Origin of the sequence: Haladaptatus sp. DYF46 (genome assembly GCF_021083305.1) — an archaeon.
Classification (GTDB): domain Archaea; phylum Halobacteriota; class Halobacteria; order Halobacteriales; family Haladaptataceae; genus Haladaptatus.
The window spans coordinates 470,451-487,391 of the sequence record NZ_JAJFAY010000002.1 but is presented as its reverse complement, the minus strand read 5'-3'; the positions used below and the strand labels follow the sequence as shown (position 1 = coordinate 487,391).

Genomic DNA, 16,941 nt, shown 5'->3' with positions numbered 1-16,941 from the left:
GACGCCCCGTCTCGCTCTCACCTTCGTCGCGCGAGTTCGAGGTTGACCGCCGAGAGAAGAGCGAACGCGACGAGGAGCAACGCTGCGTACGCGAGAACGTCGAGGAGGGTGAACGGATACATTCCCATCTGGTTACAGAGGATTACCACTCCGCCGACGACCGCCAGCGCGAGGTAGTATCGACTCCAGTTTCCCCCCTTCGACGACGGATTGACGAACTTGTCGAGTTCGGTCGCCGTGTCGCTGAGTCGTACCTGTCCGCGTTGTCGGTCGTAGACGATGACGCCCGCGTCGGCCATCTTCGGGAGGTGGGTCTGGTACAGCGAGGTGTACACGGATTTTCGCTCCTTCGAGGAGACGAGTTCGACGCTGGTGTCCTGTTCCCACGCGGCGACCGCCTCGGCGAGTTCGCCGATGGAGACCGTCCCCGGTTTCGACCGCAGGTAAGAGAGGGAGTACCGACGCCGTGGGTTGGTGAGGATTTCGAACGCCGTATCGCGTGAAATCGCCTCCGTTCCCGTCGGTGGTTCGGTGGTCATTCTCGACAACTGTGGGACGTCCCCGCTGTGCGATACACTACCGCTTATTGGACTGCCGAGCGCAAAAAGATATTCGTCAATTTACAACTCTCTCCCGTAGAAACAAGGCCCATCGGCTCCGACCGACCCCGTGCTCACTCCTCGACTTCGACGGATCCGTCTTCAGCCATCGACCTTCACGACCGCCACGTCCCGATTTCGGAAGACGACCGAGGTTCCCCTCGACGCGTCGAAGCGGTCCAGCATCCCCGTCCACTGTGCCCGACTCAGCGTTTCGCGGGCGATCCAACTCCGGGTGCCTTCGCGGGTGAGGTAGACGTAATCGGGCGAAACGTCGTCCCGAGCGAGTATCTCGCGGATGCAACTGGCCGACGCGCAGGTCGAACTGTTCCGGTACAGCGAGATTTGGCGTTCGCGCTCGTCGGGCGGCAGCCATTCGGCCCCCCACGGGGAGGCGACGACGGTTCGATGGGCGAACACCGGGAACCACTCCGCGGCGTCGCCAGCGACGAGGACCGTCGCGTCCTGCGGGGTTCGGTTTCGTATCCATCGCATCGCGGCCATGTCGTCGCCGTCGATGTACGATGGAAGCGGGTCCTGCTGGAGTCGGTGGAGCGGGCGTTCGGGAACGGGTCCGTAGTTCGCGGCGTAGAGGCCGCCGGTCGCCACGCCGTAGGTCGAGAGCAGGAGGAGTAAGACGAGCGAAACGCGCGGCAACCGTCCGCCGTCCGTCGAGATTCCGTCCCGTTCCGACGCCGCGTCGGCGACGCTCGGCAGCCAATCGAACACCACGGCGGCGACGACAAACGCGCCGACGAGCATGAGAAACCGCGGCTTGGGAAACATCACGACGGTCGCGGCGAACCAGAGCGGGAGGAAGTAGCGTTTCCGCACCGCGAGCGCGGCCACGCCCACGAGCGTGAGGACGTGCCAGACGGGCAGAAACCGCGTCCGGCGGGCGTAGAGGAACTTGGAGGGGAACCAGAAGATTCCCCGCCCGATTCCGAGGCGCGACCCGGCGGTTCGGGTGATGAGGTCGAGGCCGTGGACGGCGGCGATGTGGCCCCACCACGGAACTGCGAGGAGCAGGCCGCCCACCGCGACGACTGCGCCGCGTTTCAGTCCGGCGGGCGAGCGGTCGAAGACGGCGAAGAAGACCAAATAGCTCGTCCCGAAGAAGACGGGATACGACGGATGGGTGAGAATCGTCAGGCCGAACAGGGCCGCCCCCGCAACCGCCCACCGAACCGGTTTCTCCGGCGTCCGAAACAGTCGCAGGCCGACGTACAACCCCGTCACGGTGAACAGGTACGCGGGGGCGCGGACGATGCCGCCCGCCGAGAGATGCCACTTGAACACGGCGGGACTGACGGCGACGACGAGCGCCGCGAGTCCCGCACGTCGGTTTCTGTCGGGGTCCTCGGCGAACACCTCGCGTCCGAGAAAGAACGCCGGAATCACGGTCAGGACGGTGACGACGCCGGGGAAAAAGCGCGTCAGGGTCAGCGGACCGACGCCGAGGAAATCGCGGAGAAACGCGGCGACGTAGAACGCGAGCGGCGGGTAGCCGAACGGGATTCCGTTCGTGGTGTAGTGCGGAACCCGCGCCGGAAGGCGGTAGCCGTTGTCGCGTATCGCGTCGGCCATCGCGAGGTACAGGCCGCCGCCGGTGGCGGGATAGGGGTGGGTCAGCAGATACGCGACAAAAACGACGAGGCTGGCGAGGAGCGCGGGAACCATCCACGCGAGCGTTGCGGAGGAGGGACGACTTCGGGGCACGTCCGAGAACTCGACGCACGACGTAATTATTCTATGGCCCGACGTCGGCGGATGGAACGTCAGAAAACGGGTCAGTCACTCGTCGCCCCGCGAATCGGGGATTCGCGGTGACTACTCGCGCTTCAGCGTAATCGCCGCGCCTTGGCCGAAGCCGACACAGAGCGTGGCGAGGCCCTTTTCTGCGTCGCGCTTTTGCATCTCGTGGACGAGCGTCACGGGGAGACGCGCGCCGGAGGCACCGAGCGGGTGGCCGATGGCGATAGCGCCGCCGTTGACGTTGAACTTCTCGTCCGGGACGCCGAGTTCGCGCTGGCTGTAGAGCGTCTGGCTGGCGAACGCCTCGTTCAGTTCCACGAGGTCGAATTCGTCGATGCTCTCGCCCGTGCGCTCCAGCAGCCCCTTCGTGGCCGGGACGGGGCCGACGCCCATTATCGTCGGGTCCACGCCCGCGACGTTGTTGTCGCCGACGGTCGCCAGCACGTCGAGGCCGTGGTCCTCGGCGAACGCCTCGCTCGTGACGAGGAGCGCTGCCGCGCCGTCGGAAATCTGGGAGGCGTTGCCCGGCGTCACGGTGCCGTCGGCCTTGAACACGCTCGGGAGGCCCTGCAGGGCTTCCAGACTCGTATCGGGGCGGATACCTTCGTCTGCCTCGACCAGTCCCTCCTCGGTTTCGATGGGAACGAGTTGGTCGTCGAAGCGCCCGGACTCCGTCGCGTCGTTGGCGCGTTGGTGACTTCGAAGCGCGTACTCGTCTTGGTCTTCGCGGGAGATTTCGAACTCCTCCGCGACCTTCTCGCCGGTCATCCCCATCTGGAGTTGGGGGAGGTTGTACTCCTCGGACATCCGCGGGTGGATTCCTCGGCCTTCGTATCCGCCGCTCATCGGGACGCGGGACATGTTCTCGACGCCGCCCGCGATGATGGCCGTGCGCTGGCCCGCCCGAATCGCGTCGCTCGCGCTGATGAGCGCCTGCATCGAGGACGCACACCAGCGGTTGATGCTCGTGGCGGGCACGCCTTCGCCGAGGTCCGAGAGGAGCGAGATGACGCGCGCGACGTTGTTGTCCTGTTCGCCGCGCTGTTGGGCGACCCCCCACATGAGGTCGTCCACGTGGTCGCTCGTCAATCCCGTCTCGGACAGAATCGTGTTCACGAGCGGAATCGAGAGATCCTCGCTTCGAACGTCCGCGTACGCGCCACCCTCCTTGCCCTGCGGGGTCCGAATCGCCTTCGCGATGACCGGTGTGGTATCGTTCTCCATAGTTCATGATTCTCGCTCGTGGACCTTAAGTGGCCGTAGAACTCGGAGTAAATGAGAAACAGTTTGTAAGTTTATTGACTATAGAGGGGCCTTCAGAAACTATTTGGTCGAACCCATTCCATATCGTCTATACTATCCGACGATGCAAGGTTCCGACACCGCCCAGAGACGCGCCCGCCCGTTCACGTCGAGCGACGAATCGAGCCTCCTCCAGCGATTTCTCGAACCGGTCCCATTGGTCGTTCTCATCACCGTGTTCGGCATCGCACTTCGCCTCGTAAACCTCGGCGCACGCGTCGCCCATCAGGACGAATCCCGCGTCGCCTACTGGAGTTACGCGTTCATGGAGAACGGCGTCTGGTACTATCGCCGCATCATTCACGGCCCGTTCCTGTTACAGATGGATTCCATCGCGTTCGCGCTGTTCGGCGCGAACGACTTTACCATGCGACTCATCGTCGCCCTCATCGGCGGCCTCCTCCCGCTCGCGGCGCTCCTGTTCCGGAAGCGACTCAGAGCGTCGGAAACGGTCGCACTCGCCTTCCTCTTCGCCATGAACCCCGTTCTTCTCTACTACTCGCGGTTCATGCGCAACGACGTGATGCTCGCGGCCGTGATGGTGTTCGCGCTCGGATTTGTCGTCCGCTACTTCGACACCCGCCGCCTCCGCTACGTCTTTGCCGCCGTCGCGTGTTTCACGCTTGGGTTCACGATGAAGGAGAACGCCCTCCTGTATGCGGCTTGCTGGGCGGGCGGAGCGGTCCTGCTCTACGACCACCGCCTCATGCTTCGGCGCGTCGGCAACGAGGGCATCGGTGCGGCGATTCCCCGACGAATCCGAACCGGTGCGGTTCGCCTGTTCGAGCGGGACACCGCCGTCGTCGTATCGATTCTCAAAGGACTCGGTATCGCGCTCCTCGCTGCCGTGGAGGCGCTCGCCATCATCGTCTATTTCTATGCACCGCGCTCCCAGAGCCAACCCGGTTCGGGCCTCTGGAAATCGTTCTCACAACCGTCGATGATTCCGGAGGTTTTCACCGCCGCGACCATCAAGGCGGGGAACGAGTTCATGGGGTGGCAGGGACATACGGACCATGCATACCTTCCCTTCCTCGACCACTTCCTAATGTCGCTGAAAGTCGGCGCGCTCGCGCTCTGCATCCTCGCCGTGGTGGGATTCATCGTCGACCGCTACTCCGGCGACCGCCCGCGTGACGTCGTTTCGCTCGGCTTCTACTGGGGCTTCGTCAGCATCCTCGGCTACCCCCTCGTGATGGACATCAAAGCGGGATGGGCGACGGTTCACGCCATCGTCCCGCTCGCGTTCCCGGCGGCCGTCGGCCTCGCGCTGATCTTCCGCTGGGGATGGGAAGCGTACGAGGATCACGACGACGTGAGCCTCGCCGCCGCCGCGATTCTCCTCTTGCTCATCGTTGGGTCCGTCGGGACGACGGCTTACAGCACGTCATATCAGAACCCACAGGACCCGGACAACCAGTTCGTCCAGTACGCCCAGTCCTCCTCGACCGATGCGAAGCCGCTTCTCCACGACCTCCAGCGCATCTCGCGCGAGAACGAGGGAACGGACGTGATGTTCTACGGAAGCGAGTTCTACTCGTCGAACGAGGCCGCCGACGACGTGTATCCGGTCGAAGGAGGGGAGGGCGGCGACGGATGGTTCGCCCGCCTCCCACTCGCGTGGTACCTCGAAACCGCCGACGCGGACATCGACAGCACGACGAGCCCCGCCGCGCTCAGCGGCGACAAACCGCCGATAGTCATCGCCCCCGCCAACGTCTCCACATGTTCCAGTCAGGACGGCACGGCGGAAGATATCGAGGGCTACATGTCGGGGTACAAGCGGTACGAGTTCCAGCGCTTCGGCTTCGACAGCGGGTGTACCGTCAGCACCGTCGTGATCTACGTGCAGCAGGACTCCCTCGACAATTCGACCGCGTAATCGCGGCCTCCTCCTGCCGAATACTCACCGCTACTTCTTCCGAAGCTTCCACGCGGCGGCGCTTCCGACACCGACCAACGCCGAAACTACGCCGAAACCGGGTTGTCCGGTCCCGTTCGTCGTTTCTCCCGCCGTTCGAGTCTTCTCCGCTCCGGCCGCGACTCCGTCCGTCGTGTTCGTACCGGCCGCGCGCGCACCGTTCGTTCCTCCGGTTGTCGTCTTCGTAGCCGTCCCCTTCGTAGCCGTCGTTCCCGTGGTCGTCGTCTTCGCCGCGTTCGTTTCCGAGAGCGCGTCTCGAAGCGTGACGATGTCGATGTCTCGGTCCTTCGCCATCCGAATGGCCGTTCGAATCCGACTCGCGGGAAGGCGCTCCCGCCACCAACTGTGACCTCCGAGAATTCCCAACGCGTCCTCGTCGGCCACCGAATCGAGGAACGTCCCGAGTTCCGTCTCGGTCATCTTCCCCTGCCGAAACATCGCCCGCGAAAGGTGCGGGAGGGTCAGTTCGTCCGGTTTCTGTATCTGCCCGCGGCCGTCGATGGCGAGTCCGCCGTTCGCGACGGCGGTGTAGTACTCGTCGACGAGTTCCTGCGTTCGAGGGCCGTAGCCGCCGTACGGCATCACGATGTTCGTGACGGTCACGCCGTAACCTTCCAGTTGTCTCTTCGACTTCCCGAGGGCGGAACGGAGAATCTCGTCGGTGTAGCGTTCGGTGACGCCGTCGCTCGCCGAAAACGACGTTCCGACGTTCGATTCGAGTTCGAGGTACTTCCCCTCGTCGTCGGAACCCTTTCCGGCGACCGTGACCGTGGCGGACGTCGACCCGTCGCTGACGAGCAGTTCGTCGCCCGGCAGTTTTCCGTGCAGGTTCGTCTCGACGCGGAGGGTTTCGTCCCCGGGAGAGACGTCGCTCGTCACCGCGACGTTCGTCAGCGCGCGGTGGTGAACGCTGTGGGACATGATCTCCCACCCGGCGTCCTCCAACTTTCGGAGTCGGGCCGCGTCGAGGCTTCCTTTGGTTCCTACGCTCGCCGACGGAACGGCGGAACACCCCGGAACGCCTTCCTTCCGATGTGCTTTGCGGTACGCCTGCGTGTAGTCGTCGGTGGGACCGTCGTCGTAGGTGAACACCAGTTTCCCGTTCGACGCCGCTGGAGCCGCAGCGGCGTGGCCGACGAGTGCCGTGCCGCCGATGGCGAGTCCGGCCGTACGGAGCGCCCCTCGGCGCGTCGTCGTGATGGTTGAGTCTGCCATCGTACGTCACTCCCGTGAAACCCGAGTCACGACCGATCGAATCGCCCGTGCCGCGCGGGTACCTTCCGCGAGTCGGCCGCTCGCTCGTTGGGCCGAGTGCGCGCCGCTCGCCGCGACTTTTCCGGCTTCGGCGGCGATGTCCCAACAGGGCCGTTCGACCGTTTGCAACCCGGAAACCGCCCATCGACTTGGGTGTGCGAGGACGTACAGCGACGAACACGCACGGGATTCGAGCGCTCCCACGACGTCGTCCGTCGACCGAATCGCCCCGAAATTCGACATCGTCGCGTCCCAGTCCCGCCCGGTGTCCGAGAGGTACAGGAGGTCGGACTCACCGCGGGAATCGAACTCCAATGCACTGTATGCCTCACCGAGCAGTCCGTAGTCCGCCGCCGTTCGCGCGTCCTTCCACATGTCCGTGTTGAGGTGCGGGGAGAGCGGACTTCCGTGCGCACACGCCGTTCGGACGTCCACGTGTTCGCGGAACGAGTCGAGGTTCGTTCCGAATCGCCGATGAGCCTCCTCCACGTCTCCTCGTGTTTTCGCGAGGTCCTCGTAGTGGTAGCCGACCTCGTGTCCCATCGATTCTATCCGACGAGCGACGTCGGGGGAGAAGGTGTTCGTCCTGAAGTAGTACGTCGAAGTGACGTCCCGGTCGGCTTCGGCGGACGCCAACGCGAGAGCGTTCCCGACTCGGCGGTCCACGTCGTGCCGGAGGACGACGTGGGGTTCGTCCACCGTGTCCGATTCGAGATAGTCGGCAAGCGTGTAAAACCGGTACCCTGCGTCCAGCCCGATGTCCAGTATTCGTTCGTAATCCGATAAATTGAATCCTGATAATTGCATGGCTTCGGTTCTTACTCGGATACACCATTACTTTGTTACGAGCAATCTATCAATAATACAGGCTCGGTAGGGTCTGTCTGAACAGCTTCACACGCGTCGTAAACGATATTCCGGATGAATTGAACGGCGAACGGAACTGATTGAAACCCTGTGAGGTGCGGTATTTCCTCGTAGACTAGTCCGACGCGCTTAAGATTCTCCCGTGATTACCCACGGGAGAATGAACAGCGGGGCGCTGGACGTAATCGAGTTCTTGCTCACTGCACGGGTCTACAGCGAGAACCGAGATCTGGACGAAAACGACCTGCCACCGAAGATTCGGCAGGTGTTCTGGCACGACGGAACGATAGAGCGACCGCTTCGAACGACCATCGAGACGGCGCGCGAGGCGACCGAACTCGACCAACCGTGGGAAGCGGTTTCCGAACTGATGTTCACCGACCGGGACACGTTCTCGGGAAGCATCGAGATAACACAACAGGAGATGGCGGAGGAGTGGTTCGTGGACCGCGACGATGAGCGAATCGCCGCGAATCCGACGCTCGCCTACGCGCTCTCCGACTACGACGACGTGGACGTGACCTACGAGGAGGTTCTCGAAACGAACCGGCCGGTACAGTCCGACCGGGCGTGGATAGACAGCCTGCTCGAAGAGCACTTCGACGAGGACGAAGACGAGGACGGGGAGAGCATGCTCGACCTCGTGGACATCCACGCACCCGAGGAGGTGGAACTGACGCTCGACGACCTGGTCCTCACGGAGGACCAGGAGGCCGAAATCCACAAAATAGTGAAGGCCATCGAACACCGCGAGTATCTGGCCCAAATCGGCCTGCGCGAAATCGGGAAACTCCTCTTCGTCGGGCCGCCGGGAACGGCGAAAACCTCGACGGCGCGGGCGCTGGGTTACGACTTGGATCTCCCGTTCGTGGAAGTGAAACTGTCGATGATAACCAGCCAGTATCTCGGCGAAACGGCGAAGAACGTCGAGAAGGTGTTCGAGGTTGCAAAGCGACTCTCGCCGTGTATCCTCTTCATGGACGAGTTCGACTTCGTGGCGAAAACCCGCCGGAGCGACGAGCACGCGGCCATCAAACGCGCCGTCAACACCCTCCTCAAGAGCATCGACAACATCTCGCTCATCGAGGACGACGTGTTGCTCATCGGCGCGACCAACCACCCCGACCAACTCGACGCGGCGGCGTGGCGGCGCTTCGACGACATCCTGAATTTCCCGAAACCGGACGAACAGATGCGTTCGGATATCCTTCGGGTCATCACCCGGCGGATGCGCATCGCCGACTTCGACCCCGACGAAATCGCGGAGATGACCGAGGGGCTCACCGGGAGCGACTTGCGGTTGGTCCTCCGCGAAGCGGTCCTCGAAGCGCTCACGGAGGAACGGACGGAACTCACACAGGAGGACCTCCACTACGCGATTCAGGACTTCGAGGAGCGCGACCACCTGAAGGACATGGACATGATCGACGGCGACCACGACGCGCTGGTCGCGGGCGGCGACATCAGCGGTCACTCCCACGACCACTGACGGCCCGACGACTTTTCCCGCGATACCATCGCGGACCGCGACATTTAGCATCCGTCGCCGTGCATCTTGTACCGATGGAAGTCACCCTCCTCGGAACCGGCGACACGACTGGCACTCCGACGGTCGGATGCGACTGCGACACCTGCCGCGAGGCCCGGGACCGCGGCGTGGAGCGCTCGCGGTTCTCGGTTCACGTCCGCAACGAGGAGACGGACGAGTGTCTCCTCATCGACGCCAGCCCGGACTTTCGCTCGCAGTTTCTCGACAACGACGTCTCGCTGCCCGACGAGGTTCTCATCACGCACATCCACTTCGACCACCTCGACGGGTTGGGGAACGCCTATCGACTGTTCGATTCGCTGCCCGTCCACGCGACGGGCGAAACCGACCCGAAGACGGACGAGAGCGTCGCCGACACGATTCGGGACAAGTTCGACTACCTCGACCAAATCACGGTCCACGATCGAGAACCGCTCGTGTCGTTTTCGGCCTGCGGGTTCGACGTGACGTTCGTCCCCGTCGAACACCCCCCGCTCGTCTGTTACGGCGTCGTCGTGGAGAACGACGGTTCGAAACTCGCGCTCACGGGCGACACGGGCTATTCGATTCCGGACGCGTCTCGGGACGCCCTGTCGGGTGCCGACCTCTTTCTGGCGGACGCCATCGTCCCCGCGTCGCTCTGTGAGTACCATCCCGCGGGCGGCCGTCATCACACCGACGACGGCGTTCCGCGCACTTTCGGGTACAAACACATGACGCGCGAAGGGGCGCTCTCGTTGGCCGACGAACTGGATGCGGAGGTGACGCGACTGGTACACGTGTCGCACTTCTACTCCGAAGAAGAGGCGTTCGAGGAACCGCTCGCGGTGGACGGCGAGCGATACCGGATTTAGTCCCGCCGGTCGGAAACCAACAGCGCCGCTGCGGCGAGGAGGCTGACGAGTGCCACGACGACGTTGAACCCGGGAAGCGACGTGCTGGAGTCGCCGGAGTCACCGTCCGAACCACCGAGGCTTCCGTCGTTGCGCTCGTCGTTGTCCTGCACGCCCGCTCCGTCCGAGGTGGTCGTGTTGTCGGGTTTCTGCCCGTCGGCCCACCCGTCGATGGAGTTGAGGTAGGCGTTACACTGCTTCATCGACTCCGCGTCGTACTTCTGGGTCGCCCCTTTGAACGCGTAGCTTCCGGTGGCGTTTTGGTCGGCGATGGTCGGGCTTTCGACCCGTTCGTCCGGGATGCGCGCCACGTCGTAGACGAGCCACGGCGTGTAGAACTCCCAGACGACTTTCCCTTTCGGGGTGACTTCCAGCACCCGCTCGTGTTTCGAGTCGCCGATGAGGGTGTTACCGTTCGCGAGGCGGTCCGCGTCGCGCGGCCACGAGAGGTCGTCGCCTTTGCCCATCGACCACGTTCGGTTCCACCCGTCGCCCTCCTTTTCGTACTCCACGATACGGTTGTTCTCGGAGTCGGCGACGAGGAGCGTCGGGGTGCCGTCCTCGCTCTCCAAGTAGTCGGGGTTGTGTTGCTTGTCGAGGACGTCCTTCTCGCCGTAGGACCCGAGTTGCATGTCGACGTTCCCCGTCGAGCGGTTGATGACGATGGCCTGATCGAAGTTGCGCGGCGAGGCGAGGTACTCGCCGGGACCGATTTTGTCCACGTCATTGACGTGCGACCAGTCTTTCGTGTAGTTCCCGCCGACGCTCGAATCGTAGTGGTCGCGGAAGAACCAGCGCCAGACCACTTCGTCCTTCTGGAGGTCGTAGACGAAGATGCTGTCGTCGTTGCGTTCCTCCTTCTCGTTGTAGTTGCGCAGGTTGGCGACGAGGAGTTGCGTCCCGTTGTTGATGAGGTCCACGTCGTGGGTGTCCTCGATGGGGAGCGTCTCCTTCCAGACGTGTTCCTGCGTTCGGGGGTTGAACTCGTAGACGACGGTTTCCCCGTTCGCCGTTCCGGTGACGAACAGGTTGCCGTTCGGCATCGGGTCCACGTCGTAGCCCCAGACCATGCCGTGCTCGCCGGTGTGATGGACCCACTTTACCGTGCCGTTCGGGCCGATGGCGACGAGTTTCGCTTCGCGCTTCTGTCCGTCGTCTATCCACGAGTAGCCCTGTACGGCGACGACGGTCGTTCCGTTTGCGGGGCCGGTGATGGTTCCGACGCACGGGTTATCGGCAATACTTCCATTATCAGCGACGTTTTCCTGTCCGTTCGACTGCGCGGCGAGCGTCGGTGCGAACAAGGAGAGACAACACAGGAGTATCGCGCCGACGGCCAGCGACTGCCGTCGGGAGGGCGTTTGCATACACCCCCATTCTTGATCCCGGTTCTTGTATGTTTACACTTCACGCCTCGACGGAAACGGATTGTATTTTACATGTCTCGGCCGAATCTGCCGAGTCCGACCTGTCGGCGCGTCCGTCCTGTCGGCTCGCCAACCCACGGCGTCCGGGCGTCCCGCTCCGTATCGGTATCGACCGCAGGCGCGTCGGCGGGGTCGTGTCCCGGACAGTCGTTTCCACACCGTGCGGGGTTGACGACCCGCCCCTTCCAGCGACAGTACGGGAGCGCGCCGGAACGGGCTTCGATTTCGCCGCAGGCGGGAAAATCGTACGTCCGCCAGCCCTTCCCGTATGCTCGTTCCGCCATCCGCCGCCGCCGTCCGGCTTTTTGCTCCGCGCTCGCCACGCGAACGTCCGTTCGGCCGAGCGTTCCTCGATGAGTTCCGTCCCCGCCCCGTCCGTGTCGAGCGGTGTCGGTTCGCGAACCACTTCGATTTCTCCCCCGTTCCCTACCGCTCCACGTCCCGCTTCTTCGACGTGGAATCGCCAGACGCCGACCTCTTCGGGGATGCGGTTCAGGTGTGCCCCCGTGACGTAGCTCTCGGTCGCCAGAATCACCTCGTCAACGAGGCCGAGGCTGACGTCCTTGCGGAGTTGCGTTTCGAGGTCGCCGGGGTCCGAGAGGTCGGGTTTGTTCTCGATGCCCACCAATCGCCCGAACCAGACGGGATAGCGGGCGACCTGTCGGACGTACTCCCGCCCGCCACGCCGTTCGCGCTCGAAGAACCCGATATCGACCGCCCGGTCTACCACTTCTCGGGCGTACTCGGGCGACGTGTCGAAGGCGTCGCGCCAGTAGCGCGCCTCCCCGACGCCGACGTCGCTCTCGATAGCCGCGTCGGGAATCCGCTCCGCCGTGAGTTTCGTCCGGGCGTCGAAGTCCGGGCCGGGTTCGACGCACAGCACGTCGATGATTCGGTTCGAGGGCGCGTGGACGCCAGCGCCGACCTGTCGGGCGATGACGTTCCCGGTCGTCGCTTCCAGATGGGCACACAACGCCAACTCGAACGGAAACTCTCGCACGACTCCCCAGAGGGATTCGGTCGGCAAAAAAGCCGCGGGAAGGGTGGAATCGAGGGGTTCAGTTCGTTCGATTTCTCGGATGGTGAAGTACCACCGTGGCGCGTGCTGGCGAGAGGACGCGGCCACTCTCGGCCGCGTCCTCTCGCTGTAGCGTGCGAGGGATGAGTACCGCAACGGAGTGAGGAACGGAATCGGGTGGGGAGGGTGTGGCTGTCGCGGTGCTGTGGGGGTTGTGGCGTCGTAGGAGGACTGAAAGGGGCCGCCCGCTCGCGCTTGTCGTGGTCGTTTCGCCGACCCCTCTCGGCGAGGCACGCGGTTTGTGCCAAGTCGAGATGTTGGCGAGCGACCGCGAGCGGGCGGGGGCTTTCGGGGACTGATTCAGCATTCACGTCGAACCGGGAACCAAAGTCATCTCGGAGCGTGGCGGGGGCTTTCGAGGGCTTCTTATTGCTGTCGTTGGGAGCGTTGGCTACGGGTTATCTTCGAAGCCAGCGTGTTGGAGCGGTCACAAACCGCTCTCATCGAAACGAACGGGAAAGAAGGGCGTCAGCGGGAAGATGGTCGCGATCTGTCTCAGAGTCGAAACGCGGTGAGGGCCGCGGTCACGACGCGGACGACGAGGAACGGGAGGGCGAACGCGATGCCGATGCTGGCGGCCCAACCGAGGAGCATCACCGGGACGTTCGCTCCGATGGCCTCGACCCCGTAGACGAACGCGGTGCCCACCGCGAGGGCGCTCGCGATACCGATCGCGAGGATCAACAGGGTGGCGAGCGCTCGGCGAACGATGTCGTATCCGAGAGTCGGTTCGGCGAGACCGGGGATTGCTTCGTACTTCATGGGGGCTCTCCTCAGGTGGAGAGAGGGGAGACACCGACAAAACTGTTAGCTGAAGAACATTTCTGTAGGACGCGTTACTGAAACGCACTCCTGTAAAAGGGTTGTCAGACGGTGCCCTTGGCGTCGGCGGAAGCGGTGTGGGTGCGGTCGATTTCGATCACGGCCATGTCGCCGTCGAGGGTCACGTCGAGCGCCTCGTCGTCCAGCGAAATCGAGACGTGGATTCGCCACGGGTCCTCCGATCGAACCGTCGTGTTTCCGTCGTCCACGCACCACGGGAGCGCCCAGAACGGTTTCGTACAGAGGTCGATGCCGTGGTCGCTGTAGAACGTGACGACCTGCGACTGGTCGAGGAGCGACAGTCCCGCCGTCGAGTGGAGTCGGTGGTGGCACTGTGCACACTCGTGGTCCACTCGAACCTTCGTGCCGAGGACCTCCTCGGTGTCGCGGCTTACCGTCGTCTCCATCCGACCGTTGCACTCCGGGCAGACGCCGTCGGCGGCGAGGCAGTGGAGGTGGCGCACGCGCTGGTTGAACGCGTCCATGACCTCGGCGTCCGTTCGGTCGTTCAGGCCGCCGGGCGGAAACGGGTAGTTGCCGTGGGCCTTGCCGCAGTCGGGGCAGGCGACGGTCAGGGTTTCTTCCTCGTAGGCGGCCCGGAGGTGGGCGTCGCAGTCCACGCACGTCTCGTCGAGTTCGATTGGGTCGAGGTGCGGGTGTTCGTTGAACGACCCGGCGAGAATCGCGCTCACGACCTTCTTCCCGGCCTGTCGGAAGTCGTAGCCCGCGTCGGTTCGAACGACGAAGTGGTCGGTCAACTGCTTCAGGTGGTAGTTGAACTGTGCGCTGTCGCGCATCCCGACCTGTTTACGCAGTTCCGAGAAGCCGACCGGCCGCTCCGGGGCCTGCCAGAGCGCCTCCAAGATCGAGAGGCGCGTCTCGTTGGCGATGACCGAGAACGCCTCCGCCGGGGCGAGACAGTCCTCACACTCCTGTAATCCGGTATCGCTGCTCATGGTTCTAGCAGTACCGGAAGGCAGATAAAACGTTACCTGAATTACATTTTTGTAACGTTTCTGTCAGGAGCGCGCGCGATACGAGAACAGTAGGTTTATCAGTCGTTCGGGCCGAATCTACGACAAATTACTTCAGGAGGTCAACGTTGACAGGAACACACAACCAACCGGAGGTGAATATCGGACTCGTCGGCCACGTAGACCACGGAAAGACAACGCTCGTGCAGGCTCTTTCCGGCGAATGGACCGACCAGCACTCCGAGGAGATGAAGCGGGGGATTTCCATCAGACTCGGTTACGCGGACGCGACGTTCAGGCGGTGCCCGGACGTCGATGCGCCGGAGTGCTACACGGTAGACGAGACGTGCGCCGACGGTTCGGAAAGCGACCCGATTCGTACAGTATCGTTCGTGGACGCGCCCGGCCACGAAACGCTCATGGCGACCATGCTCTCGGGAGCATCGCTGATGGACGGCGCGGTGCTCGTCGTCTCGGCCACGGAGAACGTCCCGCAGGCCCAGACGGAAGAGCACCTGATGGCGCTCGACATCATCGGCATCGAGAACATCGTCATCGCACAGAACAAGATCGACCTCGTCAGTCCCGACCGCGCGCGACGAAACTACGAACAGATTCGGGAGTTCGTCGAAGGGACGGTCGCGGAGGACGCGCCCGTCGTCCCGATAAGCGCTCAACAGGAGGTCAACGTCGACCTGCTGATTCAGGCCATCGAGGAGGAGATTCCGACGCCGGAACGAAACCCGAGCGACGAACCGCAGATGTACGTCGCCCGCAGTTTCGACATCAACCGTCCCGGAACGACGTGGGACGACCTCACGGGCGGCGTCCTCGGCGGCAGTCTCGTGCAGGGAAAACTCGCCGAGGGCGACGAACTCGAACTTCGTCCCGGTCGAGAGGTGGACGAAGGCGGCCAGACGCAGTGGGAACCCATCCAGACCGACGTTCGCTCCCTCCAAGCGGGCGGCGAGATCGTGGACGAGGTGACGCCCGGTGGACTCCTCGGCGTCGGAACCGGCCTGGACCCGAGCCTCACCAAAGGTGACGCGCTCGCCGGACAGGTGGCCGGAACGCCCGGTAGCCTCCCGCCGACGTGGGAGCAGTTCACCATGAAGATCGACCTGCTCGACCGTCTCGTCGGCATGGACGAGCAGAACGTGGACGAAATCAGCACGGGCGAACCGCTCATGCTGACGGTCGGGACGGCGACGACGGTCGGTGCCGTCACCAGCGCGCGCGACGACGAGTGTGAGGTCTCGCTCAAACGTCCCGTCTGCGCACCCGAAGGGGCGAAAATCGCCATCAACCGCCGCATCGGCGCGCGTTGGCGACTCATCGGTATCGGAACGCTCACGACCGAGAACTGATGGTTCACACCGTCGTCATGGATACCAGTGCCCTCATGATGCCCGTCGAATCCGGCGTCAGGGTGTTCGACGAACTCGACCGCCTGTTGGGCCGGTTCGAATGCGTCACCCCTCGCGCCGTCGTGAACGAACTCGACGGCCTATCACAGGGCAACGGGAAGGAGGCAACCGCTGCGAGTGTGGGTGCCGACTTGGCGACGCGGTGTCGAACCGTCGACCACGAGGAATCGTACGCGGACGACGCGTTGGTCGAACTCGGACCCGAGTTCGACTTCGTCGTCACGAACGACGCACCCCTTCGGACACGCCTGCTCGACGCTGGCGTACCGGTAATTCATATAAGGGGGAAGAACAAACTCGCAATCACTCAACCATAGCATGTACAAACGGGCCAGATTGAAGGACACGGTCGAAGTGCCTCCCCAGTTCCTCGCGGACGTTACGCCGGGACTGGTGAAGCGGCTACTACAGGATAAACTCGAAGGACGGATGGACGAGGACGTCGGCAGCGTCGTCAGCGTCACCGAAGTACACGACATCGGCGAGGGCGCGGTGCTTCCCAACCGACCCGGCGTCTACTACGAAGCGGAGTTCGACGCGCTGACGTTCGACCCGCAGATGCAGGAAGTCGTGGACGGCGAAGTCGTCGAAGTCGTCAATTTCGGGGCGTTCGTCGGTATCGGACCGGTGGACGGACTGCTCCACGTCTCCCAGATTTCCGACGAGTACCTCGCGTTCGACGAGGAGGGCCAAGCGCTCGCCTCGCGTGAGTCCAACCGCGCCCTCGGCGTCGGCGACTCCGTTCGAACGCGCATCGTCACGAAGAGCATCGACGAGCGCAACCCGCGCGAGAGCAAAATCGGCCTCACGGCGAAGCAGGTCGGTCTCGGCAAACACGGGTGGCTGAAAGAGGACCGACAGAAACGCCACGCGACGACGGAGAGTGAATAACCGTGGCGAGCAATCGAGTCGCCTGTCGCGACTGCCACGCCGTCATCGAAGCGGACGAGGAGATCTGTCCGATCTGCAACTCCACCAGCCTCACCGAGGACTGGAGCGGTTACGTCTCCATCGCGCACCCCGAGGAGAGCGAAATCGGACGGGAGATGGAAGTCAAAAAGCCGGGAAGCTACGCGCTGAAAGTCAGGTAGGGA

16 protein-coding genes and 1 pseudogene are annotated in these 16,941 nt (G+C 63.5%); 7 read left to right on the top strand and 10 right to left on the bottom strand.

Translation table 11 applies throughout. From position 1 onward, the window contains the following. Positions 1-17 precede the first annotated feature (17 nt). The 3 genes from LJF34_RS13685 to LJF34_RS13675 all read right to left on the bottom strand — a co-directional run bounded on the left by LJF34_RS13685 (position 18) and on the right by LJF34_RS13675 (position 3,578). On the bottom strand, positions 18-539 hold the full coding sequence (locus tag LJF34_RS13685; protein WP_231185570.1) for a hypothetical protein: 522 nt from the start codon (positions 537-539) through the stop codon (positions 18-20). A gap of 162 nt (positions 540-701) precedes the next feature. Then, positions 702-2,318 (bottom strand): hypothetical protein, encoded by a 1,617-nt coding sequence (locus tag LJF34_RS13680; RefSeq protein ID WP_231185569.1) that lies wholly within the window; start codon positions 2,316-2,318, stop codon positions 702-704. Positions 2,319-2,429: 111 nt separating this feature from the next. Further along, positions 2,430-3,578 (bottom strand): thiolase family protein, encoded by a 1,149-nt coding sequence (locus LJF34_RS13675; protein ID WP_231185568.1) that lies wholly within the window; start codon positions 3,576-3,578, stop codon positions 2,430-2,432. A gap of 142 nt (positions 3,579-3,720) precedes the next feature. Between LJF34_RS13675 and LJF34_RS13670 the strand changes: the two genes are divergently transcribed. After that, positions 3,721-5,538, top strand: coding sequence for a flippase activity-associated protein Agl23 (locus LJF34_RS13670; protein ID WP_231185567.1), 1,818 nt, complete (start codon positions 3,721-3,723; stop codon positions 5,536-5,538). 30 nt (positions 5,539-5,568) lie between these two features. Here LJF34_RS13670 and LJF34_RS13665 read toward each other — a convergent pair whose 3' ends face one another. Beyond that, positions 5,569-6,792 carry a polysaccharide deacetylase family protein gene (locus LJF34_RS13665; RefSeq protein ID WP_231185566.1) on the bottom strand — a complete coding sequence of 408 codons (1,224 nt, stop codon included), beginning with the start codon at positions 6,790-6,792 and terminating at the stop codon, positions 5,569-5,571. 6 nt (positions 6,793-6,798) lie between these two features. Then, positions 6,799-7,638, bottom strand: coding sequence for a hypothetical protein (locus LJF34_RS13660; protein WP_231185565.1), 840 nt, complete (start codon positions 7,636-7,638; stop codon positions 6,799-6,801). Positions 7,639-7,858: 220 nt separating this feature from the next. Here LJF34_RS13660 and LJF34_RS13655 point away from each other — a divergent pair, with 220 nt between their 5' ends. Then, positions 7,859-9,187 (top strand): ATP-binding protein, encoded by a 1,329-nt coding sequence (locus LJF34_RS13655; protein WP_231185564.1) that lies wholly within the window; start codon positions 7,859-7,861, stop codon positions 9,185-9,187. 74 nt (positions 9,188-9,261) lie between these two features. Then, the gene (locus tag LJF34_RS13650; RefSeq protein WP_231185563.1) at positions 9,262-10,080 is read left to right on the top strand and encodes an MBL fold metallo-hydrolase; all 819 of its coding nucleotides are present in this window, start codon (positions 9,262-9,264) and stop codon (positions 10,078-10,080) included. On the opposite strand, the gene LJF34_RS13645 is transcribed toward LJF34_RS13650, so the two are convergent. The 5 genes and pseudogenes from LJF34_RS13645 to LJF34_RS13625 form a co-directional block, all read right to left on the bottom strand. Then, complete coding sequence (locus LJF34_RS13645; protein WP_231185562.1) at positions 10,077-11,486, bottom strand: arylsulfotransferase family protein; 1,410 nt, start codon at positions 11,484-11,486, stop codon at positions 10,077-10,079. The two genes, LJF34_RS13650 and LJF34_RS13645, sit on opposite strands and share 4 nt — an antisense overlap. 68 nt (positions 11,487-11,554) lie before the next feature. Then, positions 11,555-12,546, bottom strand: a pseudogene (locus tag LJF34_RS13640) (DUF5787 family protein). A gap of 58 nt (positions 12,547-12,604) precedes the next feature. Continuing rightward, positions 12,605-12,931, bottom strand: a complete 327-nt coding sequence (locus tag LJF34_RS13635; protein ID WP_231185561.1) for a hypothetical protein — start codon at positions 12,929-12,931, stop codon at positions 12,605-12,607. Positions 12,932-13,119: 188 nt separating this feature from the next. Beyond that, a complete protein-coding gene (locus LJF34_RS13630; protein ID WP_231185560.1) occupies positions 13,120-13,386 on the bottom strand; it encodes a hypothetical protein in 267 nt (88 codons plus the stop codon). Positions 13,387-13,490: 104 nt separating this feature from the next. Further along, positions 13,491-14,402, bottom strand: a complete 912-nt coding sequence (locus tag LJF34_RS13625; RefSeq protein WP_231185559.1) for a winged helix-turn-helix domain-containing protein — start codon at positions 14,400-14,402, stop codon at positions 13,491-13,493. Between the two features lie 146 nt (positions 14,403-14,548). On the opposite strand from LJF34_RS13625, the gene LJF34_RS13620 reads away from it, so the two are divergent. The 4 genes from LJF34_RS13620 to spt4 are packed head-to-tail and all read left to right on the top strand — an operon-like array spanning position 14,549 to position 16,938. Then, positions 14,549-15,787 carry a translation initiation factor IF-2 subunit gamma gene (locus LJF34_RS13620; RefSeq protein WP_231185558.1) on the top strand — a complete coding sequence of 413 codons (1,239 nt, stop codon included), beginning with the start codon at positions 14,549-14,551 and terminating at the stop codon, positions 15,785-15,787. After that, on the top strand, positions 15,787-16,164 hold the full coding sequence (locus LJF34_RS13615; protein WP_231185557.1) for a DUF188 domain-containing protein: 378 nt from the start codon (positions 15,787-15,789) through the stop codon (positions 16,162-16,164). The genes LJF34_RS13620 and LJF34_RS13615 overlap by 1 nt, the downstream gene beginning before the upstream one ends. A gap of 1 nt (position 16,165) precedes the next feature. Beyond that, complete coding sequence (locus LJF34_RS13610; protein ID WP_231185556.1) at positions 16,166-16,738, top strand: DNA-directed RNA polymerase; 573 nt, start codon at positions 16,166-16,168, stop codon at positions 16,736-16,738. A 2-nt stretch (positions 16,739-16,740) separates the two neighbouring features. Continuing rightward, positions 16,741-16,938, top strand: a complete 198-nt coding sequence (gene spt4, locus LJF34_RS13605; RefSeq protein ID WP_231185555.1) for a transcription elongation factor subunit Spt4 — start codon at positions 16,741-16,743, stop codon at positions 16,936-16,938. Positions 16,939-16,941 lie beyond the last annotated feature (3 nt).